A 23,743-nucleotide genomic window follows, 5' to 3' on the forward strand; every position below is an offset into this window, starting at 1 on the left:
GCCCCCTATTTTTATTTACAGCTGCTCCGCTGTTCCGTCCATGTCTAAGCTGTGTTAATGGCGCGTAACTAATCTTTGTAACTTTTGTGCGTTGCTAAAAAAAAGTCCCGGTACAACTGGCATTGTACCGGGACACCATCCTAAAAAGTATACAATCTTTTACCTGGTTTTCTTGGCATCTTCCAGGAACTTGGCCAGGCCAATATCGGTAAGCGGATGTTTGAGCAGGCCCAGAATTGAATCTAACGGGCAGGTACAAACGTCGGCGCCGGCTTCTGCGCACTTTACAATGTGTAAAGCGCTGCGGATAGAGGCAGCCAGTATTTCCGTTTTAAAGCTCTGTAAGCTGTAAATGTTGGCGATCTGGGCAATCAGGTCCACACCATCCCAGGCGCTGTCATCTATACGGCCAATGAAAGGCGATACATAGGTAGCGCCGGCTTTGGCAGCCAGTATAGCCTGCCCTGCTGAGAACACCAGGGTACAGTTGGTTTTGATCTTATTTTCAGTGAACCATTTAATGGCTTTCACTCCGTCTTTGATCATGGGCACCTTTACCACAATGCGGGGGTGCAGGGCGGCCAGCTTTTTACCTTCTTCAATAATACCGTCAAAGTCGGTAGAGATCACTTCCGCACTTACATCACCCTTTACCATATCGCAAATGGTTACGTAATGTTTCATGATGGCTTCTTCGCCTTTAATGCCTTCTTTGGCCATCAGGGAAGGGTTAGTGGTTACCCCGTCTAAAATTCCCAGGTCGTGCGCTTCCTGTATCTGTGCAAGGTTAGCTGTATCTATAAAGAATTTCATATAATAAAGTGTTTGTCTTTAAATTGAGTTATTGATCTGTTTCACATGATGCTTTTGCAGCAGGATAATACTTTTTCAGGATTAGATGCCTACGTGCATTTGCAGTACAATGATAACAGGAGCAGTTGTTAGATGGATCAGGTCATTGAGCGCCGGTATTGGTCATTAGCGGTGGAGGAAGAAAATAGCCACCGGATGACTATTTGATGGCACTAATGACGCTGGAAGAACTTGGAAAAAAAGGAAAAAAAAAACGGCAAGTTACTTACATCGCACCGCTACAACCGCCTACCCTTGCTACATTCCTGTCCTGGGGGAGTTCAGCAGGAGCTGGTCGTATAAGACTTGCCGGTTGCAAAGGTAAGGGAATTGGGGAAAAATGCAAACTTTCTCTGGAAATAATCATATTGGTTCACACGTAGTTATACGTATATTTTAAAAAATAATATAAATTAGTGAACATTTCCATAGAAATACGGTTTATTTGTGATGTATTCTTTAACCTATTTTAAAACCTCAGTTTAAAAACCAGTTATTTTATGGATTCTGCAATGTCATCCTTCTTCATTGTTTTTGGTATTATCATGCTGGCTATTGTCGTGCTGATAGTTGCCAGTATGTGGAAGATCTTTGAAAAAGCCGGACAGCCTGGCTGGGCCGCCATTGTGCCTATTTATAACTTATACATCCTTACCAAGATCATTGGTAAACCGGGATGGTGGGTTTTATTAATGATCATTCCTTACCTGAACATCATTTTCATGATCTGGGCTTATAACCTGCTCAGCAAAAGCTTCGGTAAGGACACCGGTTTTACCGTTGGCCTGGTATTACTGGGTATTGTTTTCTTCCCGATCCTGGCATTTGACAAATCTATCGTGTACCAGGGACCTGCGGGTAACCCTTCTGCCGGTTTGGGTGATCAGATCCAGAGCATTGGCGCGGACATTAGATAGGTTGGAAAGCTCTTCACAAGGGAAAAGTATTAACTGAAGGTGTTCCGCAAAGGCGGAGCACCTTTTTTTTATCCTGAAAATGCCCCTTTCGGGTCATGGATTTGCGGACCCTTCGCAGTAATTTTAAAAGCCTGAAAAAGGGACATTAAAAAGCTATACCTCTATGGAAACAATTCATCCATCCTCCGGCCAGCAAGATCTCTTGGCCGATCTTGACGAAATTGTAGTCTTAAATCATGCTACACAGGGGCAGCGTTTTGCCAATTACCTGATTGACCTGATCGTTACCTACTTAATTGCTTTTGGCCTCTTATTCCTGCTGGGTGTGGGCATTAGTCTGAGCGGCGGCAGCACGGATGACCTGTCAGATCAAACAGGACTGTATTACCTGGCTGTGTACTCTTCCCTGATCCTTTACACCAGCGTAATGGAAGCCTTTAACAAGGGCCGTACCATTGGTAAGCTGATCACAGGTACCTATGCGGTAAGGAACGACGGGCAGCCGCTGGATTTTGGCACTGCGCTTAAACGCAGCTTTAGCCGCATTGTGCCTTTTGAACCGTTTTCAGGTTTTGGCACGCCCTGGCATGACAAGTGGACGGATACTACTGTAGTAAAAAAGTAAGGTGGGTTAATCTTTTGTAACGTAGTAATTATAATCGTTCAAAAGGGTTTCGAGAAACTGCATATGTTCCATTTCCGTTTCAATCTTAAGCACATCCCTTACCCGGTAGGCTACCCGGGCGCTTAACTCCTGGTTATTGGATTTAAGTGCCAGGTCCATCAGCTCTTTTACTTTATTGAGGTCCTTATCCGAAAGGCGCAGGATCTGTGGAAAATGGGGCTGGTAGTCTGTTTGGGATACTTCCCGGAAAATAGTGTCGCTTAGCTTGCTTTTGTTTTTAGTGTTCACCACAATGGTACCGGCTACCAGGTCGCCCAGGCGCTGGTTGTATTTGGAGCGGATGATAGAAACAATCGGCACTACGCCCCAGATGATCACCGGTGTTTCCAGGATACGGAATAACCAGCGGATCATATGCTGGCTAAAGCTGGGCGGGTTACCCAACAGGCTTACTACTTTGATACCAACAGCTTTTTTACCCGGTGTTTGTCCGCGCATGAACATTTCCATTAACAGGAAGTAAAAGCTAATGGGGATCAGGATGCTCCAGAACGCAAAAATGTTCTTGCCATCGCTGGGCCAGCTAACATTGGACACTACTACCAGCACCAGGCACAGGTAGGCGCCCCGCACCAGCAGGTCAATAAACCAGGCGCCAATACGCTGGCCAATGTCAGAAGCCTCAAATTCCAGGTCAATGTTAAAAGCAGTTGGTATTTTTATAGCAGCCATATTACAAATTTAGTAATTAATGCATATGTTTGTTCGATATGAGAGAATCTACTTTCATTAAAAAGAACCTGGCCCGCTGGAAACAGTATCAGGAGGAGCCCAGTGAAGACCCGGACGTGATGGCGGAGCGGTTCACCAGTTTGCTGGATGATCTTGCCTATGCGAAAACTTTTTACAGTTTCAGCAAAGTAACCCTGTATATTAATGGCATGGCGGCCGCCATTTACCAGTTTATTTACCGCAACCGCCGGGAAGAGGCGGGACGGGTGCGCCGGTTCCTTTTATACGAGCTGCCTTTGCTGCTGCGCAGGCACCACCGCTTGCTGTTGTTCACCTTCTCATATTTTTTACTGTTCAGCATTATAGGCGCTTTTTCTGCTGCGCATGATGAAAGTTTTGTACGTGGCGTGCTGGGAGATGAGTATGTGAACATGACGGAGCAGAACATCAGCAACGGCGATCCGTTTGGCGTATATAAAAGCGGTAATGAATGGGTCATGTTCCTGTCCATTGCCTACAACAATATTAACGTGGCCTTTATGTGTTTTGTGAGCGGGATTATGTTTGCTGCAGGCACTTTATGGCTGCTGTTCAAGAATGGCATTATGCTGGGATCTTTCCAATATTATTTTTTTGCCAAGGGACTGGGCTGGCAATCGGTGCTGGTGATATGGATACATGGTACGCTGGAAATATCGGCTATTGTAATTGCCGGTACTGCGGGCATGATCATGGGCAGCGGTTTGCTTTTTCCCGGTACGCGCAAGCGGGTAGATTCATTAAAAAGAGCTGCCAAAGACGGTGTAAAAGTAATTGTTAGCCTGGTGCCGGTGTTTATTGTAGCGGCTTTCCTGGAAGGGTTTGTAACCCGCCACACGGCTATGCCTATGTGGCTGAGTATCTCCATCCTGCTATTATCACTCACCTTTATTGTGGGCTATTATGTAATATACCCCATACGCGTGCAGCGCAAAGGCTACCGGCTGACGATCGACGGGACATTGATAAAACCTGCGGATAAAAAGGATTGATCAGATCCGGCAGGTTTTCAGAAAAATAACTATATGCGAATAACGGATAGGTATACACGCTACTGTTGGTTAACTGCCTGCATATTGCTTATGCTGCCGGCATTACTGCATGCGCAGGATGCAAAGGATACCATATACGCTCCATTAAGTATAGAGGATATGAAGGGGCCGGCAAAGGAAGCCGCGGTAAATGAGGAAACCTATACTGATCCCCCCGATGCGGATAGCGATACAGAAGATGTAATGGAAGATACCGTTGTGGTACCTCCGCATTACCTGTGGGACCAGGCGGTACCGGCTGATGCCGATACCATGGAGTGGTGGGAGAACAACGGCCTGGTGTTACGCAGGGTACCGGCTACGGTAATGGAAAAACTAAGGGCTGATAAAAAGCTGCAGTACGATAAAAAGATAAAACCACCCTCCGATAATTTCCGCTGGCTGGCCATGGCGCTGGTAGCCCTGGCAGCGTTTTTACAGAGCATTCGTTATATTATTTATATCCTGCTGATAGTGGGCCTGGTACTGCTGGTGCTGTTCTTTATGCGGCAGCAGGGCTTTCGTTTTTCCCGGCGGAAGGGTGGCGGGGAGCTGCCGGAAGTGGAAGCAGAGAACATTGCAGCTACTGCCTATGAAAAGCTGATACAGGAAGCTATCAGCGGAGCGCGGTTCAGGCAGGCCGTGCGGCTGCTGCATTTGCAGGCGCTGCATTTATTGTCAGAGCAGCAGCTGATCACTTTAAGCAAGGATAAAACCAATACGGATTACCTGCGGGTGTTATCTAAAACCCAATGGTACCAGCCCTTTGCGCGCCTCACCCGGGATTATGAGTATATCTGGTACGGGGAAGTGGCGGTGAATGAGGAACAGTTTGCGCTGGTGTACGGGCGGTTCCGGGAATTTCAAAAAGAACTGAATCATCTTTAGTAAAGGCTGGATGGTGAAAACCATGCAGGCCTGCATAAAAATCTTGTTAGTTGAAATCAAAGTTTTTCATAATAATAGTAGTGCTGGTGGTGGTGTGCATCATTCTGCTGCTGGTGGCGGGTACCCGCTCAGTGGAGGATGAGATCCAGGACCTTACCAAGCAAAGCTTTTCCTACAAGGATAAAAAGCCGGGTGGCTGTTATGCGCTGTTCCAGGTGCTGCCGCACCTGTATACCAATGAGCCGGTAAAGGTGGTGACCAAACCCTTTAGCCTTACCTACAAGAAAAATCAATCCTTTGCAAATGGGGAGGAAAGCCTGTATATACTGGTAACGAAAAAATTATACGCCAGCGAGCAGGATGTAACGGATATGCTGCAGTTTGCCGCCAATGGCAACCAGCTGTTCATAGCCATGACAGAGCCTGACAGCCTGCTGCAGGCCCGGTTGGCTGTTGAAGCAGATACGCTGGACCGTGGTTTTAGCATGCCGGTAAGCACCCAGCATTATATAAATCCGAACCTGGCGCCGGATACTGTTTTTTCCCGCAAAGGCATCGCCGGGGGCCGTTATTTTACCAGCTATGATACCAGCGCTACCACTATTTTAGGTACCGGTATTGCACCGGATAGCAGCACCGGCCGGGCAAGGCCCAACTTTATACGTGTCGCTTATGGTAAAGGCGCTGTGTTCCTGCTGCTGAACCCTTCCACGCTTACCAATTATTTCCTGATGCATGAGCCTAACATGGCATCGCTGGAAAAACAGCTGGCTTATACCTATAACATTCCCACTGCTATTTATTGGGATGAATATTATAAATACCTGAATGGCCCCCGGGGCGATTTCAGTGAGTGGCAGGTGCTGATGCGCTACCCCGCTATTCGCTGGGCATTGTGGCTGGTAGTGGCACTGCTGCTGTTATATGTGCTGTTTGAAGGTAAACGCCGGCAGCGTATTATACCGGAAAAAGAAGTGCTTACCAATAACTCGCTGGAGTTTGTGGAAACACTGGGACAGCTGTATTACCAGCAGGGCAATAACCGCAACCTTGCGCATAAAATGGTACTGCACTGGACGGAGTATATCCGTACCCGTTTTTACCTGAACACCACTTACCTGAACCAGGCATTTATAGATACGCTGACGCGTAAGTCGGGCTTACCTTATGCAGAGGTGCGGGAAATTGTGGACAGCATACATCATATACAGCTGTCGGAACAGATCAATGATAAATATTTAGAACAATTTTATAAAAACATACATCAGTTTTACCAAAACACGAAATAGATGGACGTGAATACATTTGAACCCAGGTCAGACCTATCCTCACTGCACCAGTCAGTGGAGGCTATCCGTGCGGAGATCGGCAAGGTAATAGCCGGCCAGCATGAAATGATAGACCTGCTGATCACGGGGCTGCTTACGCAGGGGCATGTGCTGATAGAAGGCGTGCCAGGCGTGGCTAAAACACTTACTGCCAAGCTGCTGGCCCGCTGTGTGGATGCGGACTTTTCCCGTATACAGTTCACCCCGGATATTATGCCGGCCGATGTGCTGGGCACCTCGGTATTCAACCCTCAGAGCCGGGAGTTTGAATACAAGCGGGGCCCGGTTTTCAGCAACCTGATACTGATAGATGAAATTAACCGTGCACCTGCCTAAACACAGGCGGCGCTGTTTGAGGTAATGGAAGAACGGCAGGTAACCAATGACGGTATTACACACCCGCTGCCATTGCCGTTTATGGTAATAGCCACGCAAAACCCTATTGAGCAGGAAGGTACATACCGCCTGCCGGAAGCCCAGCTGGACCGCTTCCTGTTTAAGATAGAGGTGAAGTACCCGGCTGTTGCAGAGGAAGTTGCTATGCTGCAGGCCATGCACCAGCATAACAATATACAGGACATTACACAGCTGGTGAACCGCGTGATCACCGCTACCCAGGTAATGGAATACCAGGCGCTGGTACGCAAGATCCATATTGAAGAAAAGCTGCTGCATTACATTGCAGCGCTGGTACAGGAAACCCGTGTGAATGCCTCTTTATACCTGGGCGCATCGCCACGTGCATCCCTGGCCGTTATGAACTGCGCCAAAGCCGTAGCTGCCATGCGCGACCGTGATTTTGTAACACCGGATGATATTGTTGAAATGCTGCCGCATGTGCTGCGCCATCGTATTATGCTAACACCGGAACGTGAAATGGAAGGTATTGCTACGGATGAAGTGATAGCACAGATTGTTAAGGCTGTGGAAGTACCGAGGTAAGCAGAAAGCTTTTAGCGTTCAGCATAAATTTTAAAGAATGTCCATCAAAGAAATATACCGCGCCTTTTTCTTCGGCAATCGCTTTTACCTGTGCCTGGGTGGGAATGTACTGCTGTTTATAGGAGCCTTCTTTTTCCCGGCGCTGTACGTTATTGCGCAGCTGGTGTTTGCTGTGCTGGTAGTGCTGCTGTTGCTGGATATCAGCATGTTGTTTGGCGCATCAAAGCCCTTGCAGCTGGAACGCGGTATGGCGGCACGTTTCAGTAATGGAGATGATAACGAGGTACGGATAACAGTGCAGAGCGGCTTCCGCTTCCCGGTAAGCCTGTCTGTGATAGATGAGCTGCCCTTTCAGTTCCAGCTACGGGATCATGTATTAAAAACCTGGCTGAAACCCGGCGCCACGCACGTTTTTAACTTTATGTTACGCCCGCTGGAAAGAGGCGTGTATGAATTTGGTAATACCAATGCATTTGCTGCCAGCCCCTTTGGCCTGGTAAAACGGCGGGTGGTGTTTGAAAATGAGCAGGCGGTAAAAACCTATCCATCCTATTTGCAGCTGCGCAATTATGAATTGCTGTCTTTCACCAACCGGCTGAATGAGCTGGGTGTGCATAAAAAACGCACCATTGGCCACAGCATGGAGTTTGATCATATAAAAGAATACAGTCGTGGCGATGATGTGCGCATGTTGAACTGGAAAGCCACTGCACGCCGCGGTAACCTGATGGTAAATACCTATGTGGAAGAACGCTCCCAGCAGGTTTACTGTGTAATAGACAAAGGGCGCAACATGAAAATGCCTTTTGAAGGATTAACGCTGCTGGATTATGCTATTAACGCTACGCTGGTATTCAGCAACGTAGTATTACAAAAAGGCGATAAAGCCGGGTTAACTACACTGGGTGCACAACAGGTAGATATTTTACCGGCCAGCAATAAAAAAACACATCTTAACAAGATCCTGGAAATGCTGTATGCGCAGCAAACCCAATGGCAGGAGAGTGATTATGAGCGGCTGAGCATCAGCTTGCGCAGCGCATTATCCCAACGTTCACTGCTGATCCTCTTCACCAATTTTGAATCTACCACCGGTATGCGCCGGCAGCTGCCTTACCTGCGCAGGCTGGCAAAGTATCACCTGGTGCTGGTAGTATTCTTTGAAAACACGGCGTTGAAGCAGGTTACAGAACAGGAGGCCGCGAATGTAGAAGAAGTATATAAGCAGGTAATTGCACAGCAGTTCACCTATGAGAAGAAATTAATTGCAAAGGAACTATCGCAGTACGGGATTATGTCGCTCTTATGTACCCCCCAGCAGCTTACTATACAGGTTATTAATAAGTACCTGGAATTGAAGGCCAGGATGTTGATATAAGGGGGACTACCCCCGCTTTTTCTTTTTATTATTATTGTAAAGCTGCCGCTCATCGTTGATGATCATGGAATCATCATCCGGTTTTTGTTTTACAGGGATCACGGAATGTATCACCAGGGAAGGGTTATCCCGGTAGGTAGCGGTTACGTTAATGAAACGGGTGGTATCTGTTTTGTTTAATAACAGATCCTGGCCCAGCAGCTGGCCGGCAGAGGTTTCAAACTGTATGCTGGTAGTGTCCAGCGGGTATATTTTACCGGTGTTAAAACGGCCTTCTACATTCAGGTAAAAATGGATATCGCGTTTTAAGCTATCTGCATAATGGTGAAAACGGATGCCGGTAACATAAGGCAGCTGCAAAGCAGTTTCTATGGGCTGCTCCGCATCGGGCAGGGTTACCAATAGCTTTACCTGGTAACGGTTTTGCGCCAGGTAACTGCGGTCAAAGGTGAGCACTCCGTTACGGCAGGTACCATCCGGGGTAGTTACTTTAATATATTTCCAGCGGTAATCGCCTTTCAGGAAACCTTCTGTTGAGCGTATCTCGCCATTGGTATACGTGATCTCCAGCCCAATAGGCGCCTGGTTATACAGCTCCACTACTGCAGTAGTATCATAATAAGCCACAATACTTTTTACTGTATGCTTTTGTGCATGCAGCATAAACGGCAGCCATAAAAAAGTGAGGAACAGGTATCCTTTCATTATCCATTAGCTTACTTATACATTCACCAGCGCTTTGCAGCGGTTTATATTCACATAGGTCCCAGCTGTGACGCGGCTTGCAGCGTTTCGTTCAATTCTTGTACCAGCTTTTGAACAATGGCCTGTGTGGGCACAATATCTTCCACCATCTCTACGCTTTGACCTGCGCTCCAAAGCTGCTGGTAAGTGCCGGGGCGTACGGCCTGTTCCAGCTTTTTCATACCGCGCAGCTGTACCAGCATTTTAAAATATTTGCGGGTACGCGGGTTATGGCTCAGCATTTTTTCCATCCAGTTCTGCTTATAGCCTATTTTTTTTGCAGCAGGAGTATTAATGATATTGCAGGGCGTACCGGACAGGCGCTCTGTAAGCACAATATCCTCCATGCCATATTCCAGGATGGCCTGTTTATACTCATCACTTACGCTGGCTTCCGCACTGGCAATAAAACGGGTGCCAATGGATACGGCCTGCGCGCCCAATATCATTGCACTGGCTATTTGCTGGCCGGTAGCAATACCGCCGGCCGCTACCAGGTATTTATCCGGGAAGGCTTTTTGCAGGGCAGGCACCAGCACATGCATAGGGTAGGGGCCTGCATGCCCGCCTGCGCCTGCACATACGGCAATAAAACCATCGCAGCCTTCTTTAGCGGCCTTTTCTGCGTGTTGCAGGTTGGTTACATCGCACAACACTTTGCCGCCGTAGCTGTGGGCGGCATCAATTACCTGGCGCGGATTGCCCAGGGAGGTGATGTATAAGGGCACTTTTGCTGCTGCGCAAACCTGTAAATGTTTTACGTATAGCGGGTTTGTTTTTTGAACGATCAGGTTTACGCCATAGGTGCCGGCAGGGTTATGGGTAGTAAGATGTTCGTTTAAACGGTCCAGCAGGGCTTTCAGCTCCCCTTCCTTACGGAAGTTGAGGGATGGAAAGGTACCGGCAATGCCATGATCCATGGCGGCTTTAACCATGGCTTCATTACTTACCAGGAACATGGGCGCCTGGATAATAGGGTAGCGGACGTGGAATGCCTGGGTGAAGTTGAGCATGCAATTCGTAATTAATTCTTCGCGGTTACTGCCAGCTGCCTTGCCACATATTTTCCCAGGATATCAAATTCCAGGTTAACGGTATGGCCGGGTGTTATGGCAGATATATTGGTGTGCTGATAGGTGTAGGGGATCACGGCCACGGAAAACTCCCGGTCCGTTACGTTAAAGATGGTAAGGCTGATGCCGTTCAGGCAAATAGAGCCTTTTTCCACCAGCAGGGCGGCAAAATCGGCCGGGTACCGGAAACGGTATTCCCAGCTGCCATTTTGTGAGGTTTTGGACAGGCATTCGCCCACGCCGTCTACATGGCCCTGTACCAGGTGCCCGTCTATACGGCCGTTGAACACCATGGCCCTTTCCAGGTTCACCCGGTCCCCGGGGCTTAGCTGGCCCAGGTTGGATTTTTGCAGGGTTTCAGCCACAGCTACTATTTCGTAGCTATTATCCTGCAGGCCGGTTACTGTCAGGCATACGCCGTTATGGGCAATGCTCTGGTCTACCTTCAGCTCCGGCGCCAGGTTGGATTGTATGCTGATAACCAGGTTGCTGCCTTCCTTTTTGGTGGATACTACTTCTCCTAATGATTCTATGATACCGGTGAACATAACGTTTACTTTAGTATTTAAAAGTAAGCAACTTGGAGGAAAAAGGAGGGAAGAAGTAAGAAGTATGATATTGAAAGATGCTCCCAGCCTGATTATGGACCTGGTTAGATTGACCAGATCAGGGCTCTGACATGGACTTCACCAGGGATGGACTAGGGAAAAACATGGGATCTAGTAGGGAAAGACATGGGAAAGACATGAGAAAGACATGGGAAAAAGGATGAAGGAAGGGGAAAATATGAGGCAGGATGTAGGGTTTTATGTAGGGGGGAGGAGTTGCGCACGGGTTGCACACGGGTTACGGGGCTGTTTTAGGAGGGGAGGGTACCAGTTACACCCGAATAGGAACCTGATTGCATTTGGTATTTTTAAAACATTGATTTATCTTTGCTCTCCCTAAAATTATTAAAGGAGTTTTTACTATGTTAATCATCGATTCTAAAGATTGCGAAAACATTGACAAGGCGCTGAAGAAGTATAAAAAGAAGTTTGAGAAGGCGCGCATTCTGCTGCAGCTGCGCACCCGTCAGTCTTTCACCAAGCCTTCTGTAAAGCGTCGTAACCAGGTGCTGAAAGCTGTTTACAAACAGCAGTTAGCCAGCGGTAAATTTGAAGATTAATCGGATAAAAGTATCCGTTCAAAATACTTGATGATTGTAAGGTTTTGTATAACTTTACAATCATCAAATTTTTTGTATTTGAGCAAGCAGCCACTTCACCCTGCCGTAGCCAAGTTCCTATCTTACATACAGCTGGAGAAACGTTATTCCGATCATACCGCTGTTGCCTACGAGCTGGATCTCCGTCAATTCTTTGATTATTTGCAGACCCAATATGATGGCGTACCTGAACTTACGGCCATTGGGCATTTACATATCCGTTCCTGGCTGGCCAGCCTGATGGCAGAAAAACAGCAGGCCCGCACGGTTAACCGCAAAATTTCCGCACTTAAATCTTTTTTTAAATATACCGTTCGCCAGGGTTGGGTAAAACAAACCCCCATGGTAAAAGTTGCTGCGCCTAAAATAAGCCGGCGCCTGCCCGGGTTTATTGATGAAAAGGGCATGCAGGCCATGGAGGACAATAAAAGCCTGCGCCGTGGCCAGGAAGACACGCCTATTTTCACCGATGACCTGGAAGGGGATACCCACCGCCTTATTTTTGAGCTGCTGTATAATACCGGCATCCGTTTGTCGGAGCTGATCAACCTGCAGGAGCGCAATGTGGATACCGGCAACCTGACCATTAAGGTGCTGGGAAAGGGCAATAAGGAAAGGATCATTCCGGTGAGCCGGGAGCTGCTGCAGCAGGTGCAGGCCTACAATGCCCGCAAGCGCCGGGAGCTGGAGCAGCCGGAAGGGGCGGTACTGCTGGTGCATCCTAAAAGCGGCCGTAAGTTATATCCCAAGTACGTATATAATATGGTGCGGGGTTATCTCACTGAGCACCAGATCACCACTATTACACGCAAAAGCCCGCATGTGCTGCGGCATACCTTTGCTACCCACCTTACCAATGCCGGGGCAGATATTAATGCTATTAAAGAGCTGCTGGGGCACTCCAGCCTGGCTGCTACCCAGGTGTATACGCATAATACCATTGAGAAGCTGAAGAATGTATTTAAACAGGCGCACCCGAAAGCGTGATTTGAGCTGAAAGGATAAAGCAGAAAGCATAAAGCTTTGGCGCGGAGGTTAAAATAGGTGTGGTTAGGGGGTAAAGCCCTGGTTTTCTGTTTTTAAGGATTTTGTACCATGGCCGGGCTTTTGCCTGGTATTCAGCTTTTCTTTTGGCCTCCTTTGCGCTTTCAATTTTCAGTTTTGAGGTACCTTCAGGCTTTCTGCTTTATGCTTTGTGCTTTCTGCTCTAAAGCGCCCCCAGCACTAACTCCAAGCCACCATTTTTTTCGCCGGTATTAACAAATTATTATGCTTTAAAAATGCAAAAGCAGATAAAAAGCATTACATTAGTAATAGAGTTCTTTCCCAACACATTTAAACAAAAAAAGCCTATGAAGTGAATGTTTACCAATTCTAACCGAGATTGTTAAATATTAAAAAATTAAGTGTCATGAACGTTCAAATTCAAACTGTGCATTTCGATGCGGATTCTAAACTGATTGATCATGTTAACAAAAAAGTTCAAAAGCTCTCTAATTTTTATGACCGGATTGTTAGTGTAGATGTTTTCCTGAAACTAGACAATGTAGCACACCAGATCAAAGACAAAATAGCTGAGATTAAGATCCGAATACCCCGCCAAGATCTTTTCGTCAAGTACGAGACAAAATCCTTTGAAGAATCCTTCGATCTCGCCTTCAATGCCGCTGTAACCCAGATCAAACGCCAAAAAGAGAAGAAATTTCAGTAAATCCTGAAAAATATTTTGAAGTTAATAACCTCTTTACTACCTTTGCCATCCCGATTCAAAAAGGGATTGGTGAAGGTAGTAAAGTTCTTTACTGTAGGGCATTTTAGCCAAAACACATCAGGTAGAATTATTGGCGGTTCCGGGTGCTGAAAAAACAATTTTGAGAATTCAACAAAGCTGTTATTTTTGCGCTTCCTTTACGGACAACCTAAGCATAAATACTTGGTATGCCAGCATAGCTCAGTTGGCCAGAGCTACTGATTTGTAATCAGTGGGTCGGGGGTTCGAATCCCTCTGCTGGCTCCTGATAATCTTCCCGCAGCCGGCGGGATGGATTGGGAGAGAATAATTGGGCAGGTTCCAGAGTGGCCAAATGGGGCGGACTGTAAATCCGCTGTCTTTCGACTTCATAGGTTCGAATCCTATCCTGCCCACCGACAAAGGTGAGTTCCGCTTTTGCTTCCCGCAGAGGCGGAACTTAGTTGTTGAAAGGCATTAGTTTTGGAAATAGTTTTTTGAAAATATTTATGCGGGAGTAGCTCAGTTGGTAGAGCGACAGCCTTCCAAGCTGTAGGTCGCGGGTTCGAACCTCGTCTCCCGCTCCCAGGATCTTTTTCAATTACGAATGACGGATTGCCTGAGCGGTTCTTTGATTCACTAATTGAAAATTTGAAATTAATTTTTTCGCTGTTGTAGCTCAGGGGTAGAGCACTTCCTTGGTAAGGAAGAGGTCGTGAGTTCAATTCTCATCAACAGCTCAAGAGTCTTTGATAGCAAATTAGCTGGGGTTACCGCTGGTTGGACGAGCGATGAAACAGGATCGCAGGTTCAGTCTTCTCTAATCCAGGCATCTTTGAAACAGGGTTAAATTTGCGATCTGCGCGCATCCGGTGAGAACCGGAAAATCGTAAGTTCAATTCTTCATCAACCACTCCAACATTGTTTCAGTAATTCCTTACGGCCTGCTGATCAAAGTTTTTATAACTAAGCGTTGTAGCTCAGTGGCAGAGCAAATTCCGGGTCACTCAACCACTCCGGAAAAAGACATGAGTTCAATTCTCATCAACTGCGCAAGTTTGTAAAACAGTTTTTAACAACTATTAATACAATCTTTACAAACCATCTAAAAAGAAAATAAAATGGCAAAAGAAACCTTTAAGCGGGATAAACCCCACGTAAACATTGGTACCATCGGCCACGTGGACCACGGTAAAACTACCTTAACTGCTGCCATTACAACCATTTTGGCAAACAAGGGTCTGGCAGAGAAGAGAGGTTATGACGAGATCGATGCGGCTCCTGAAGAAAAAGAAAGAGGTATTACCATCAATACAGCACACGTTGAGTATCAGACAGCTAACCGTCACTATGCTCACGTTGACTGTCCGGGCCACGCTGACTATGTGAAGAACATGATCACAGGTGCTGCGCAGATGGACGGTGCTATACTGGTGGTTGCCGCTACAGATGGTCCGATGCCGCAAACAAGGGAGCACATCCTGCTGGCTAAGCAGGTAGGTGTACCTCGTATTGTTGTTTTCATGAACAAAGTTGACCTGGTAGATGATCCGGAATTGCTGGAACTGGTAGAGATCGAGATCCGCGAACTGCTGTCTAAAAACGGCTTTGACGGTGATAACGCTCCTATCATTAAAGGTTCTGCAACCGGCGCTCTGGCTGGCGATGCTAAATGGGTAGGTGCAATCGACGAACTGATGGACGCTGTGGATGCTTACATTCCGCTGCCTCCCCGTCCGGTTGATCAACCGTTCCTGATGTCTGTTGAAGACGTATTCTCTATCACTGGTCGTGGTACCGTTGCTACCGGTCGTATCGAGCGCGGCGTTATCAAAGTGGGCGAGAACGTTGAGATCGTAGGTCTCCAGGAAGAAAAAATGAACTCTACCTGTACTGGTGTGGAAATGTTCAAAAAATTACTGGACCAGGGCGAAGCTGGCGATAACGCTGGTCTGCTGCTGCGTGGTATTGAAAAGACCCAGATCCGTCGTGGTATGGTTATTTGCAAACCCGGTTCCATCACTCCGCACACTGAATTCAAATGCGAAGTTTACGTACTGAGCAAAGATGAAGGTGGCCGTCACACTCCGTTCTTCAACAAATACCGTCCTCAGTTCTACTTCCGTACTACTGACGTTACCGGTGAAGTTGAATTACCTGCTGGTGTTGAAATGGTTATGCCTGGTGATAACGTGTCTCTGACCGTTAAACTGATCCAGCCCATCGCTATGGATAAAGGTCTGAAATTCGCTATCCGCGAAGGTGGCCGTACCGTAGGTGCTGGTCAGGTGACTGAAATCATCAAATAAGCATCTAATTCTGATATAGCCGTAAGTTGCAAGTCGTTAGGGGTTAGTTTGTAATTACATAATAATAAATTAACTTACATTTCTAACAATTTGCAACTTACGGCTTCTTACGGGCATAGTTCAATGGTAGAATAGCGGTCTCCAAAACCGTTGATACGGGTTCGAATCCTGTTGCCCGTGCTAAAAAAGGAAGTGAAAGAGTGAATAGTAAGGGGTGAATGGTATGTTGTATCTAACAAAAAACCTTCACTTTTTACCGTTCACTTTTCACCATTACAATAACCCATAACGGTTAACTTTATACCATGAACAAGATCAGAACATATTTCCAGGAATCTTATCATGAATTAGTACATAAGGTGTCCTGGCCTACCTGGCAAGAGCTGCAATCCTCTACTATGATCGTGCTGGTAGCTACGGTTATCATCACTCTGATAGTATGGGGTATGGATGCACTTTCCAATGTAGTGCTAACTCAATACTATAAATTATTTTAACGATGGATGCATCCAATACCAATACCGCACCCACCCAGGAAACAAAGTGGTATGTACTACGTGTTGTTAGCGGCAAGGAAAAGAAAGTGAAAGAGTACCTGGATATTGAGGTGCGCCGTTCCGACTGGGGCAACGTAATTACCCAGGTTTTTCTGCCGGTGGAGAAAGTGTACAAAGTACAGGCAGGGAAGAAAGTGATGCGCGAAAAGAATTTTTACCCCGGTTACGTGATGATCGAAGCCATAGATGGTAAAATGACCGATGAGGTGATCCAGTCTATACGTAATGTATCCGGTGTGATACACTTTTTAGGAAAAGAACATCCTATTGCGCTGCGTAAGGCAGAAGTGAATAAAATGCTGGGTAAAGTAGATGAAATGAGCGACCAGGGTCTTACCATGAGCGAGCCTTTCATTGTTGGCGAAACCATTAAGATCATTGATGGTCCGTTCAACGACTTTAACGGTATGATCGAAGAAGTGATAGAAGACAAGAAGAAACTGAAAGTAACGGTGAAGATCTTTGGCCGTGCTACTCCTGTTGAGCTGAATTTCATGCAGGTAGAAAAGATTAGCTAAAAAAACGAGCTGGAATATTATTTGCAACGCCACAATCAAGCAATTGGTTGTGGCGTTTTGCTATATTTGTATACTGTAGTTATTATTTCCTTTTACCCCGTACCGTTAACCTACAAGCCGAAGACATGCTCGTAAGCAACAAGCATTTTACGCCAGTTATAGGGTTGGATATCCATATCGTTATATTGTTTGGTTTTCCCATACCCTTGCCACACCCATATATTGGATTTGTAGTAGATCCCATGGATTATATTCCTTTTATTGGCGCCACTACCAAGGTAAATCATGTGCCCCGCGGTAAAAGCGATACCAGCGGCATCTTCATTATCCTTTTTCATATTCCCATGGGCGGGCCCTTTCTGCTGGCGCCCATGATAGGCCATGATTCTGTGAACTTTTTTGGCAGTAAGACCACCAAAGTGGAAGGAAACCTCTTCAGCCCTTCCGGCCATATGCTAATGACCTGTAATGATATTGGGATACCCTTATCACTGCAGCCGGGAAAAAAAATGAAACCCATTCCCAGCATGTACCTGCCCACCTCGTTCTCCATCCCATTGTCTTTCGGCAAACCGGTAATGGTAGGCGGGCCCTATGTGCCGGATTGGGCGGGCGCTTTACTGAACCTGGTAATGAGCTTTGGCTTTGGCGCGCTCATGAAAGGTCTGGGCAAGGCGGGCAAAAAGGCGCTCACCAAGTTTAACCATGCGCTGAAAGGAAAAATAGGCAGCAATAAGCTGAGCAGGGCCTTGTGTAAAAAAGGTTTTGAACCGGTTGACCTGGTGCAGGGCATTGTAATTTATGATGGTACTGACTTTGAGCTGCCCGGCCCTATCCCGTTGGAATGGAGCCGCTCCTGGAACAGCGATAGTGCGTATACCGGTGTATTAGGCCATGGCACGCATTTTAACTATGACCTTCGTGTGCAGGAATTTGCTGCAGAAGACGCCACGGTTGTATTGCTGGGGGATGGCCGCAGCGCCGTGTTTGATCAATTGCCGTATGTGGGTAACCGTGAGTATAACCGGCATGAGAAACTAACGCTTACCCGTACTGACATCGGGGAATACGGGATGTTTGATCATACAGAACGTTTGTACTACAGCTTCCGTAAGCTGCATCCGCTGGATGAACAGTACCGTTTGTATTCCATTCGCAGTGAAGCGGGTTTTATGATCAGCTTTCACCACAACCATAAAGGCCAGCTGGTACAGGTAATAGACAGCGCCGGCCGTCACCTGCATGTGGGTAATGACTCCGAAGGCCGTATGATCAGCGTAACGGCCAAACACCGGGGTACTGAACAGGTCATGATCCGTTATGCTTACAATGAAGCCGGCGACCTGTCAGAGATCACTGATGCGCTGAACCAAACCACCCGCATCCAGTACCGCAATCATTTAATGATAGCTAAAACCGACCGTAACGGCCAAAGTTTTTACTGGGAGTATGAACGAGCCGGTGCAAAGGCCCGCTGCGTGCACACCTGGGGCGATGGCGGGTTGCTGGAAGGCTGGCTGGAATACTTTCCGGAGAAGGGGTATAATATTATCACCAATGCTTTAGGCCACTCCACCACTTATTATTACACCCCTGATTTTGTGGTTACACAGATCAAAGACCCGTTGGGAAATTCGCAATTCCTTGAATACACGGAAGATTTTGAAATATACCGGGAGATAGATGAAGAAGCTAACGTTACCGGGTACACGTATGATGAAAGAGGGAACCGTACGGGGATGATACAACCCGATGGCAGTACATATACATTCAGCTACGATGCGGAAGACCGGCTGGTATTGGCTACAGACCCGCAAGGCGCTGGGCGGACGTATATTTATTATAAGAAAGAAGAGCACAAGGGATTGCTGCATACGATCACAGAGGCAGACGGGGCAATTACGATCTTCAGGTATAATAGGGAGAATTTGGTAAGCAGGGTGGAGGATGAGCACGAACGTAAAACGCTGATGACCTATGATCAAGACGGCAACCTGCAAACCCTAACATTGCCCAATGGGAGTATTTCCAGCTGGGAGTATGATGCCTGGGGACATTGCATAAGATCGCGCAACCCTTTACACCAGGAGCAGCATTTTCATTATGATTCTCTTGGACGCGCCACAGACGTAAGCCTGCCGGATGGGAATAATATCCGGCTGCAATACAATGCTTATGATGAAGTGTTGCAGCTTACCGATAAACAGCGTAATGTTCGTTTTGATTATACTCCGTTAGGCAGTTTGAGAATGAGGGAAGAGAACGGGAATAAGATCCATTTTGTTTACAATAAAGAAGAACAATTAACCGGATTAGTCAACGAGCATGGTGAAATGTATCGTTTTTTCCGGAATAACCGTGGGGACATTATACAGGAAACAGCCTTTGATGGTCTGGTACGCCACTATGAACGGGACACTGCCGGAAAGATCATTAAAGTGCAACGCCCTGGCAAACGCTGGACAGAATTTGAATACGATTATAACGGGCGGCTTACCCGCGCTGAATATAGCGACGGCAGCTGGCAAACGTATAGCTATGACCGTGGCGGGCAGCTGACGGAAGCAGTGAATGAGCATAGTACGGTTAAATTTCAGCGGGACATAAAAGGCCGTATAATACAGGAATGGCAAAATGGTTATACCGTAAACAGCGTTTATGATAAACGCGGACAGCGCAGCAAGGTACAAAGCAGCCTGGGTGCGCAAATACAGCTACAGTACAGTACTACCGGGGAAATGACTGATATACACGCACAGGCAGCCGGCATGGATACGCCCTGGGCCGCGCATCTTGAACATAACCTGTTAGGGCTGGAGATAGAACGTACTTTACCCGGTGGCGTTAAAAGCAGCTGGACGTATGATAGATCCGGTATGCCGGAAAGCCACACCATTAATGCAAATGAACGCTGCACCCGGCGTAAGCACTATCGTTGGGATGCCAATCAGCGGCTGAAACAGATCATTAACGGGGTTAGCAACGGTACTGTTAAATTCGGTCATGACGATATTGGTAACCTGGCCTGGGCGCAGTATGAAGATGGCGCCTTTGATTACCGGCTGCCGGATAAGGTGGGCAATCTATATACAACACCCGAGCGTAAAGACCGCAAATATGGACCTGGTGGGAAGCTGCTGGAAACCCCTGATGCAAGGTTTATTTATGATGAGGAAGGCAACCTGGTTAAAAAGTTGGTCAATACTTCCGTTGGAACAGCCTGGGAATACGAATGGTATGGGAACGGCATGCTGAAAAAAGCAATACGTCCTGATGGGAAGCCGGTAGTATTCCACTATGATCCACTGGGCCGCCGCATTGAAAAACAATTTAACGGACAGCTTACCCGCTTTGTATGGGATGGTAATGTGCCTTTGCATGAGTGGAGCTATCCTGTAAAAGATAAGCCGGTTATTACTATTGATGAACTGGGGGACATTCAGCAAAGTCATCCCGAACCGGTACCGGCTGAAACGCTGGCTACCTGGGTGTTTGAAGCAGGGACTTTTATTCCGGCCGCTAAATTGATACAAGGAAAACAATATTCTATTATCACCGATCACCTGGGCACGCCTTGTGAAGCGTATGATGAGGCAGGAAAACAGATATGGAGCTGTGAGTTGGATATTTATGGCAAGGTGCGTAAGTTAGCGGGTGACCGTACCTTAGTGCCTTTCCGCTATCCAGGACAGTATGAGGATGCGGAAACCGGTTTGTATTATAACCGGTTCCGGTATTATAGTCCGGATGAAGGGATGTATATGAGCCAGGATCCGGTGGGGTTATCCGGTGGATGGTCTTTCTATAATTATGTAACCGATCCGAACGTTTTTATAGATGTATTTGGATTTGTGCAGGAAGTGATCCGTACCATGAGCCAGGCAGAAAAGGATCTGACGGTAGATAATAAAGGATTGGTGAGAGGCCCCAATAATTCAAGAGGGGCCAAGTGGGTATCTGTAGGAGAAACATATGATACGGCTAAGAAATCAGATTATAAAGTAGTATTCCATACAGATGATAGCGTAAATGATTTCTTAAAAACCAATACGCTGGATTATGAAGATATGGTAGGTGGTGAAAGCAAGCATACGGATAAAATACTGACGAAGAGTAATGAAAGAGGTGCATTTGGCATAGGCGTGGATAGAATGGAAGGGTTTAATGAAAAGATCCAGAAGATAGAAGTGTTTAAGAAAGAGAAGGGGAAATGGGTTAAAAAGCAGACAATAAAGTGTAAGTAAAAAAAGCTGTTAATGGAACCTAATATCAAAGAACTGTTGTTTTACAGGGATAAAAGAGCAACCGGTATCCGGGAAGAACTGTCAACCAGTGATAACCTGTTAATTAATAAAAAACAAAAAGGAAGCTTCGCATACTATTTTAAAGATGCTCCGGATATTGCTATAGATGATTTTATATCTGCTGAACTATATGATGAAGTAGCCGAATTTTCCCAGGATGATTCTTTTAATGATCTTCTTTTCTTAACTGAAATATTACTGGATGTATTGAAGTATAGTAAAAAACCTTCTGTTATTAACAGAAGGCTGAAGCTGTTTTGCTTCAAGAATATGATGTTTCAGAATGAGCATATTACTGCAGGCCAAAATGAGAACGATCGTGAAGATCTGTTCCGGTTCTTTTTATTTTTTCATCCCTGTGGAGAAGATTTTATAACATCTTTTTCATTCAAAAATGGAGAACCTTTTTACAAGGAGAAAGCTATTAATCTTTATGAGCAGATCAATTCCCTTTTTGATGTGATCATGAATAACAAAGCCCGTTTTGTTGCCTTAAACGAATTTACTGAACCGGCCTTGTCTATAAGCCGGGATATTACGTTAACACTGCTGCAAAGCATATTGCATCCTACAAAGCAGGCAGTTTTTGTTGAAGAGGGTAGCAGGCCGGATCTGCTGACAAAAATTTTCTCTGAACCTCATATTTTCTTTGACCTTTATCAGCATGACCAGAAAAAATTCTTCCGGCTGTTGGAAGAAAATATAGACCAGTATATTGTAAAGAGCTGGGATGATGATGCAAAAGTACAGGCATCCGTATATTACGGCTCTGCTAAAAATGATGCGATTGAGAGCTATTTTGACCGGCCTTCCAGGTTATTCCCCAAAAAGAAATACCTGGTAGAGTTTTTTATAGACCTGTATGTTTTTTATATGCTCCGGCAGCCGGCAGAGCTGGAAAGCATGATCACCTTTTTTGCTGACAAACCCCGTGTACAAGTAAAAATGATTGCTATTCTTTTTTCGCATCCTTTTTATAATGGAGAAGCCAAACTGAAGCTTGTACAGTCTGGAAGGGATACTTTATTACCACATGGTTTTTGGACTGAACGGTTGAAAAAAATGAAAGACAACGTAACGAAGTCATAACATAATGATAGTATTAACCAGAAAAGAAGCACTTACCCTACATGTATATAAAAACATATGAAAGAATCATTAAAACAATATGTTGAATATGTAGAATCAGAAGATGAATTTTCTTACAAAGTAAGAATGGAAAGAGAATGGGATGATGATGAATACCAACGATTTATAACCATGCTACTGGCTGTAATTGATGATTATAAGAATACGGACCTGATGCCGATACCAGTGATGCTGTTCTTTACTTCTCAATTAAATTACCTGGTAGGTACAATTTCGCACCCCGACTTTTTTAATAATACTACCAAAGAATATGAAGGGCTTGTAAATACAAGGAAGGCAGAATTACTGGGATTACAGAAAAGGTTTTTTTCCGGTGAGCTATTGATTAAAACTAATTGATGATGGTTGTAGAATAATAAGAATAATTCCATTGAAGATTATGAGTGAACGACATTTAAGTATTATACTATTGGAAGATGTAGCATTTAAAATGTTAGTTCATAAGGTAGGAAAAACCTTTAATATTTCCTTGCCTTATAAAAATATAAAAGGTCGTTTTATCGCAGAGGGGTGTACAGCCAATTATAAGATTTCTGTTATTGACAGGATAGACGACCTTAGTGATGAACTGTGTGATGAGCATCACGTATTAAATGTCACCGTCACTTTTAACAATCCCCTTCACCTTGAAAAAATAGAAAATGAGATCAAATCAAAACTGGGGAAAGAAAATATAAAGTGGGAAAGCGGCATTTGGTCTAAAACCACAGCGGATGAAACTTATAGAAAGATCTACCCGGATTAAACAGCGTTATGTAATTGCAGGGAGATAATGTAATTATTGGGGAAAGATAATTTTTATGGGCTATGATAATATTGACCAGAAAAGAAGCATTAACGCTACTATCTCTTCATTTTTTGCTAAAGCTAACGGATGAAGAAAGGGAAAATGTTCTATTGGATATGGTAAAAGACTTTGATGGAAGTAATGCAGCTTCTGCAGCCAATAATGAACAGATCTTAGCCTACTATAATGAAATTAATATTGGAGTAAGAAACGACTTTCTTTCCCAGGAGATATTAGAGATAACCGGTATTAAGGTTCATGTGGAAGGGTTGGGAAGAAGAATTGCACAAATGCCCTTGCTGCGGGCTCAAAACACTTAAACAAAAGGTGAGTATGAGATCTGCCGGGTGTGCAAATGGGAAGATGATGGCAATCGTGAACCTGGCAACTACAGCGGCGCAAACAGGAAAACTCTTAGTGAAGCATCAAAAATATTTAATGAGAAAAGGACCGCGCATCCCGATGAAAAGCACTATAGGGCTTTCCGGGAATAATTCCATTAAGTAAAGAAGCGGCGGAAATGTTTGCTACCTGGGTGTTTGAAGAAGGAATCTTTCGAGACTATTACAAAAAGTGTGTCAGTAAAAAGTTGATTAACTTTAAACTGACCATATGGAAAAGCAAAACTTTGATT

The 23,743-nt window shown here is 45.7% G+C and carries 22 protein-coding genes, 6 tRNA genes, 1 other RNA gene and 2 pseudogenes; 25 read left to right on the top strand and 6 right to left on the bottom strand.

Going from position 1 to position 23,743, the window contains the following annotated elements; translation table 11 throughout:
- Positions 1–159: 159 nt before the first annotated feature.
- Together fsa and ffs are read right to left on the bottom strand one after the other, a co-directional pair.
- A complete protein-coding gene (gene fsa / locus KVT36_RS14815) occupies positions 160–813 on the bottom strand; it encodes a fructose-6-phosphate aldolase (protein ID WP_089920834.1) in 654 nt (217 codons plus the stop codon).
- A 251-nt stretch (positions 814–1,064) separates the two neighbouring features.
- Positions 1,065–1,164: signal recognition particle sRNA small type (gene ffs, locus KVT36_RS14820), an RNA gene on the bottom strand.
- Between the two features lie 188 nt (positions 1,165–1,352).
- On the opposite strand from ffs, the gene KVT36_RS14825 reads away from it, so the two are divergent.
- Together KVT36_RS14825 and KVT36_RS14830 are read left to right on the top strand one after the other, a co-directional pair.
- Entirely contained in the window at positions 1,353–1,769 is a 417-nt protein-coding gene (locus KVT36_RS14825; protein WP_254640012.1) for a DUF5684 domain-containing protein, read from the top strand.
- A gap of 163 nt (positions 1,770–1,932) precedes the next feature.
- Positions 1,933–2,394: an RDD family protein gene (locus KVT36_RS14830; RefSeq protein WP_217604261.1), complete on the top strand. Its 462-nt coding sequence runs from the start codon at positions 1,933–1,935 to the stop codon at positions 2,392–2,394.
- Positions 2,395–2,400: 6 nt separating this feature from the next.
- Here KVT36_RS14830 and KVT36_RS14835 read toward each other — a convergent pair whose 3' ends face one another.
- Positions 2,401–3,126 carry an RDD family protein gene (locus KVT36_RS14835; RefSeq protein WP_217604262.1) on the bottom strand — a complete coding sequence of 242 codons (726 nt, stop codon included), beginning with the start codon at positions 3,124–3,126 and terminating at the stop codon, positions 2,401–2,403.
- A gap of 38 nt (positions 3,127–3,164) precedes the next feature.
- Here KVT36_RS14835 and KVT36_RS14840 point away from each other — a divergent pair, with 38 nt between their 5' ends.
- The 5 genes and pseudogenes from KVT36_RS14840 (at position 3,165) to KVT36_RS14860 (ending at position 8,732) form a co-directional block, all read left to right on the top strand.
- Positions 3,165–4,157: a stage II sporulation protein M gene (locus KVT36_RS14840; protein ID WP_217604263.1), complete on the top strand. Its 993-nt coding sequence runs from the start codon at positions 3,165–3,167 to the stop codon at positions 4,155–4,157.
- Positions 4,158–4,190: 33 nt separating this feature from the next.
- Complete coding sequence (locus KVT36_RS14845; RefSeq protein ID WP_217604264.1) at positions 4,191–5,084, top strand: DUF4129 domain-containing protein; 894 nt, start codon at positions 4,191–4,193, stop codon at positions 5,082–5,084.
- 50 nt (positions 5,085–5,134) lie between these two features.
- Positions 5,135–6,373, top strand: coding sequence for a DUF4350 domain-containing protein (locus KVT36_RS14850; protein WP_217604265.1), 1,239 nt, complete (start codon positions 5,135–5,137; stop codon positions 6,371–6,373).
- A pseudogene (locus KVT36_RS33175) lies at positions 6,374–7,354 on the top strand (AAA family ATPase).
- A gap of 37 nt (positions 7,355–7,391) precedes the next feature.
- Entirely contained in the window at positions 7,392–8,732 is a 1,341-nt protein-coding gene (locus KVT36_RS14860) for a DUF58 domain-containing protein (RefSeq protein WP_217604266.1), read from the top strand.
- Positions 8,733–8,738: 6 nt separating this feature from the next.
- On the opposite strand, the gene KVT36_RS14865 is transcribed toward KVT36_RS14860, so the two are convergent.
- From KVT36_RS14865 to KVT36_RS14875, 3 genes are read right to left on the bottom strand one after another with little or no spacing between them, the layout of a single operon-like run.
- Positions 8,739–9,437: a hypothetical protein gene (locus KVT36_RS14865; protein ID WP_217604267.1), complete on the bottom strand. Its 699-nt coding sequence runs from the start codon at positions 9,435–9,437 to the stop codon at positions 8,739–8,741.
- 50 nt (positions 9,438–9,487) lie between these two features.
- The gene (locus tag KVT36_RS14870; RefSeq protein ID WP_217604268.1) at positions 9,488–10,489 is read right to left on the bottom strand and encodes a nitronate monooxygenase family protein; all 1,002 of its coding nucleotides are present in this window, start codon (positions 10,487–10,489) and stop codon (positions 9,488–9,490) included.
- An 11-nt stretch (positions 10,490–10,500) separates the two neighbouring features.
- Entirely contained in the window at positions 10,501–11,097 is a 597-nt protein-coding gene (locus KVT36_RS14875) for a riboflavin synthase (protein WP_217604269.1), read from the bottom strand.
- Between the two features lie 422 nt (positions 11,098–11,519).
- Here KVT36_RS14875 and rpsU point away from each other — a divergent pair, with 422 nt between their 5' ends.
- The 18 genes and pseudogenes from rpsU to KVT36_RS33180 all read left to right on the top strand — a co-directional run.
- Complete coding sequence (rpsU, locus tag KVT36_RS14880) at positions 11,520–11,717, top strand: 30S ribosomal protein S21 (protein ID WP_089920815.1); 198 nt, start codon at positions 11,520–11,522, stop codon at positions 11,715–11,717.
- Between the two features lie 78 nt (positions 11,718–11,795).
- A complete protein-coding gene (locus tag KVT36_RS14885; protein ID WP_254640013.1) occupies positions 11,796–12,743 on the top strand; it encodes a tyrosine-type recombinase/integrase in 948 nt (315 codons plus the stop codon).
- A gap of 424 nt (positions 12,744–13,167) precedes the next feature.
- A complete protein-coding gene (locus tag KVT36_RS14890) occupies positions 13,168–13,467 on the top strand; it encodes an HPF/RaiA family ribosome-associated protein (protein ID WP_217604271.1) in 300 nt (99 codons plus the stop codon).
- Between the two features lie 229 nt (positions 13,468–13,696).
- Positions 13,697–13,770 (top strand) — tRNA-Thr (locus KVT36_RS14895).
- Between the two features lie 48 nt (positions 13,771–13,818).
- Positions 13,819–13,901: transfer RNA gene (locus KVT36_RS14900), tRNA-Tyr, on the top strand.
- A gap of 95 nt (positions 13,902–13,996) precedes the next feature.
- A tRNA-Gly gene (locus KVT36_RS14905) sits at positions 13,997–14,069 on the top strand.
- An 84-nt stretch (positions 14,070–14,153) separates the two neighbouring features.
- A tRNA-Thr gene (locus KVT36_RS14910) sits at positions 14,154–14,225 on the top strand.
- Positions 14,226–14,455: 230 nt separating this feature from the next.
- Positions 14,456–14,538 (top strand) — tRNA-OTHER (locus tag KVT36_RS14915).
- A 68-nt stretch (positions 14,539–14,606) separates the two neighbouring features.
- Positions 14,607–15,794, top strand: coding sequence for an elongation factor Tu (gene tuf, locus KVT36_RS14920; RefSeq protein ID WP_217604272.1), 1,188 nt, complete (start codon positions 14,607–14,609; stop codon positions 15,792–15,794).
- A gap of 109 nt (positions 15,795–15,903) precedes the next feature.
- Positions 15,904–15,974 (top strand) — tRNA-Trp (locus KVT36_RS14925).
- A 125-nt stretch (positions 15,975–16,099) separates the two neighbouring features.
- Positions 16,100–16,291 carry a preprotein translocase subunit SecE gene (secE, locus tag KVT36_RS14930; RefSeq protein WP_217604273.1) on the top strand — a complete coding sequence of 64 codons (192 nt, stop codon included), beginning with the start codon at positions 16,100–16,102 and terminating at the stop codon, positions 16,289–16,291.
- A 2-nt stretch (positions 16,292–16,293) separates the two neighbouring features.
- Complete coding sequence (nusG, locus tag KVT36_RS14935) at positions 16,294–16,869, top strand: transcription termination/antitermination protein NusG (protein ID WP_217604274.1); 576 nt, start codon at positions 16,294–16,296, stop codon at positions 16,867–16,869.
- Positions 16,870–16,994: 125 nt separating this feature from the next.
- Positions 16,995–21,113, top strand: a complete 4,119-nt coding sequence (locus KVT36_RS14940) for a DUF6531 domain-containing protein (RefSeq protein WP_217604275.1) — start codon at positions 16,995–16,997, stop codon at positions 21,111–21,113.
- Positions 21,114–21,125: 12 nt separating this feature from the next.
- A complete protein-coding gene (locus KVT36_RS14945; RefSeq protein WP_217604276.1) occupies positions 21,126–22,262 on the top strand; it encodes a hypothetical protein in 1,137 nt (378 codons plus the stop codon).
- Positions 22,263–22,319: 57 nt separating this feature from the next.
- A complete protein-coding gene (locus KVT36_RS14950) occupies positions 22,320–22,661 on the top strand; it encodes a hypothetical protein (protein WP_217604277.1) in 342 nt (113 codons plus the stop codon).
- Between the two features lie 40 nt (positions 22,662–22,701).
- Entirely contained in the window at positions 22,702–23,067 is a 366-nt protein-coding gene (locus KVT36_RS14955) for a hypothetical protein (protein ID WP_217604278.1), read from the top strand.
- Between the two features lie 62 nt (positions 23,068–23,129).
- Entirely contained in the window at positions 23,130–23,429 is a 300-nt protein-coding gene (locus KVT36_RS14960; protein ID WP_217604279.1) for a hypothetical protein, read from the top strand.
- A 15-nt stretch (positions 23,430–23,444) separates the two neighbouring features.
- Positions 23,445–23,603: pseudogene (locus KVT36_RS33180) on the top strand (CPCC family cysteine-rich protein); the annotation flags it as partial.
- Positions 23,604–23,743 lie beyond the last annotated feature (140 nt).

It is taken from the genome of Chitinophaga sp. GbtcB8, assembly GCF_019091455.1.
Taxonomy (GTDB): domain Bacteria; phylum Bacteroidota; class Bacteroidia; order Chitinophagales; family Chitinophagaceae; genus Chitinophaga.

Bases quoted from the DNA above. Each gene is read 5' to 3' on its own strand.
- fsa (WP_089920834.1), bottom strand. From the start codon at position 813: ATGAAATTCTTTATAGATACAGCTAACCTTGCACAGATACAGGAAGCG.
- KVT36_RS14825 (WP_254640012.1), top strand. From the start codon at position 1,353: ATGGATTCTGCAATGTCATCCTTCTTCATTGTTTTTGGTATTATCATG.
- KVT36_RS14830 (WP_217604261.1), top strand. From the start codon at position 1,933: ATGGAAACAATTCATCCATCCTCCGGCCAGCAAGATCTCTTGGCCGAT.
- KVT36_RS14835 (WP_217604262.1), bottom strand. From the start codon at position 3,126: ATGGCTGCTATAAAAATACCAACTGCTTTTAACATTGACCTGGAATTT.
- KVT36_RS14840 (WP_217604263.1), top strand. From the start codon at position 3,165: ATGAGAGAATCTACTTTCATTAAAAAGAACCTGGCCCGCTGGAAACAG.
- KVT36_RS14845 (WP_217604264.1), top strand. From the start codon at position 4,191: ATGCGAATAACGGATAGGTATACACGCTACTGTTGGTTAACTGCCTGC.
- KVT36_RS14860 (WP_217604266.1), top strand. From the start codon at position 7,392: ATGTCCATCAAAGAAATATACCGCGCCTTTTTCTTCGGCAATCGCTTT.
- KVT36_RS14865 (WP_217604267.1), bottom strand. From the start codon at position 9,437: ATGAAAGGATACCTGTTCCTCACTTTTTTATGGCTGCCGTTTATGCTG.
- KVT36_RS14870 (WP_217604268.1), bottom strand. From the start codon at position 10,489: ATGCTCAACTTCACCCAGGCATTCCACGTCCGCTACCCTATTATCCAG.
- KVT36_RS14875 (WP_217604269.1), bottom strand. From the start codon at position 11,097: ATGTTCACCGGTATCATAGAATCATTAGGAGAAGTAGTATCCACCAAA.
- rpsU (WP_089920815.1), top strand. From the start codon at position 11,520: ATGTTAATCATCGATTCTAAAGATTGCGAAAACATTGACAAGGCGCTG.
- KVT36_RS14890 (WP_217604271.1), top strand. From the start codon at position 13,168: ATGAACGTTCAAATTCAAACTGTGCATTTCGATGCGGATTCTAAACTG.
- tuf (WP_217604272.1), top strand. From the start codon at position 14,607: ATGGCAAAAGAAACCTTTAAGCGGGATAAACCCCACGTAAACATTGGT.
- secE (WP_217604273.1), top strand. From the start codon at position 16,100: ATGAACAAGATCAGAACATATTTCCAGGAATCTTATCATGAATTAGTA.
- nusG (WP_217604274.1), top strand. From the start codon at position 16,294: ATGGATGCATCCAATACCAATACCGCACCCACCCAGGAAACAAAGTGG.
- KVT36_RS14940 (WP_217604275.1), top strand. From the start codon at position 16,995: ATGCTCGTAAGCAACAAGCATTTTACGCCAGTTATAGGGTTGGATATC.
- KVT36_RS14945 (WP_217604276.1), top strand. From the start codon at position 21,126: ATGGAACCTAATATCAAAGAACTGTTGTTTTACAGGGATAAAAGAGCA.
- KVT36_RS14950 (WP_217604277.1), top strand. From the start codon at position 22,320: ATGAAAGAATCATTAAAACAATATGTTGAATATGTAGAATCAGAAGAT.
- KVT36_RS14955 (WP_217604278.1), top strand. From the start codon at position 22,702: ATGAGTGAACGACATTTAAGTATTATACTATTGGAAGATGTAGCATTT.
- KVT36_RS14960 (WP_217604279.1), top strand. From the start codon at position 23,130: ATGATAATATTGACCAGAAAAGAAGCATTAACGCTACTATCTCTTCAT.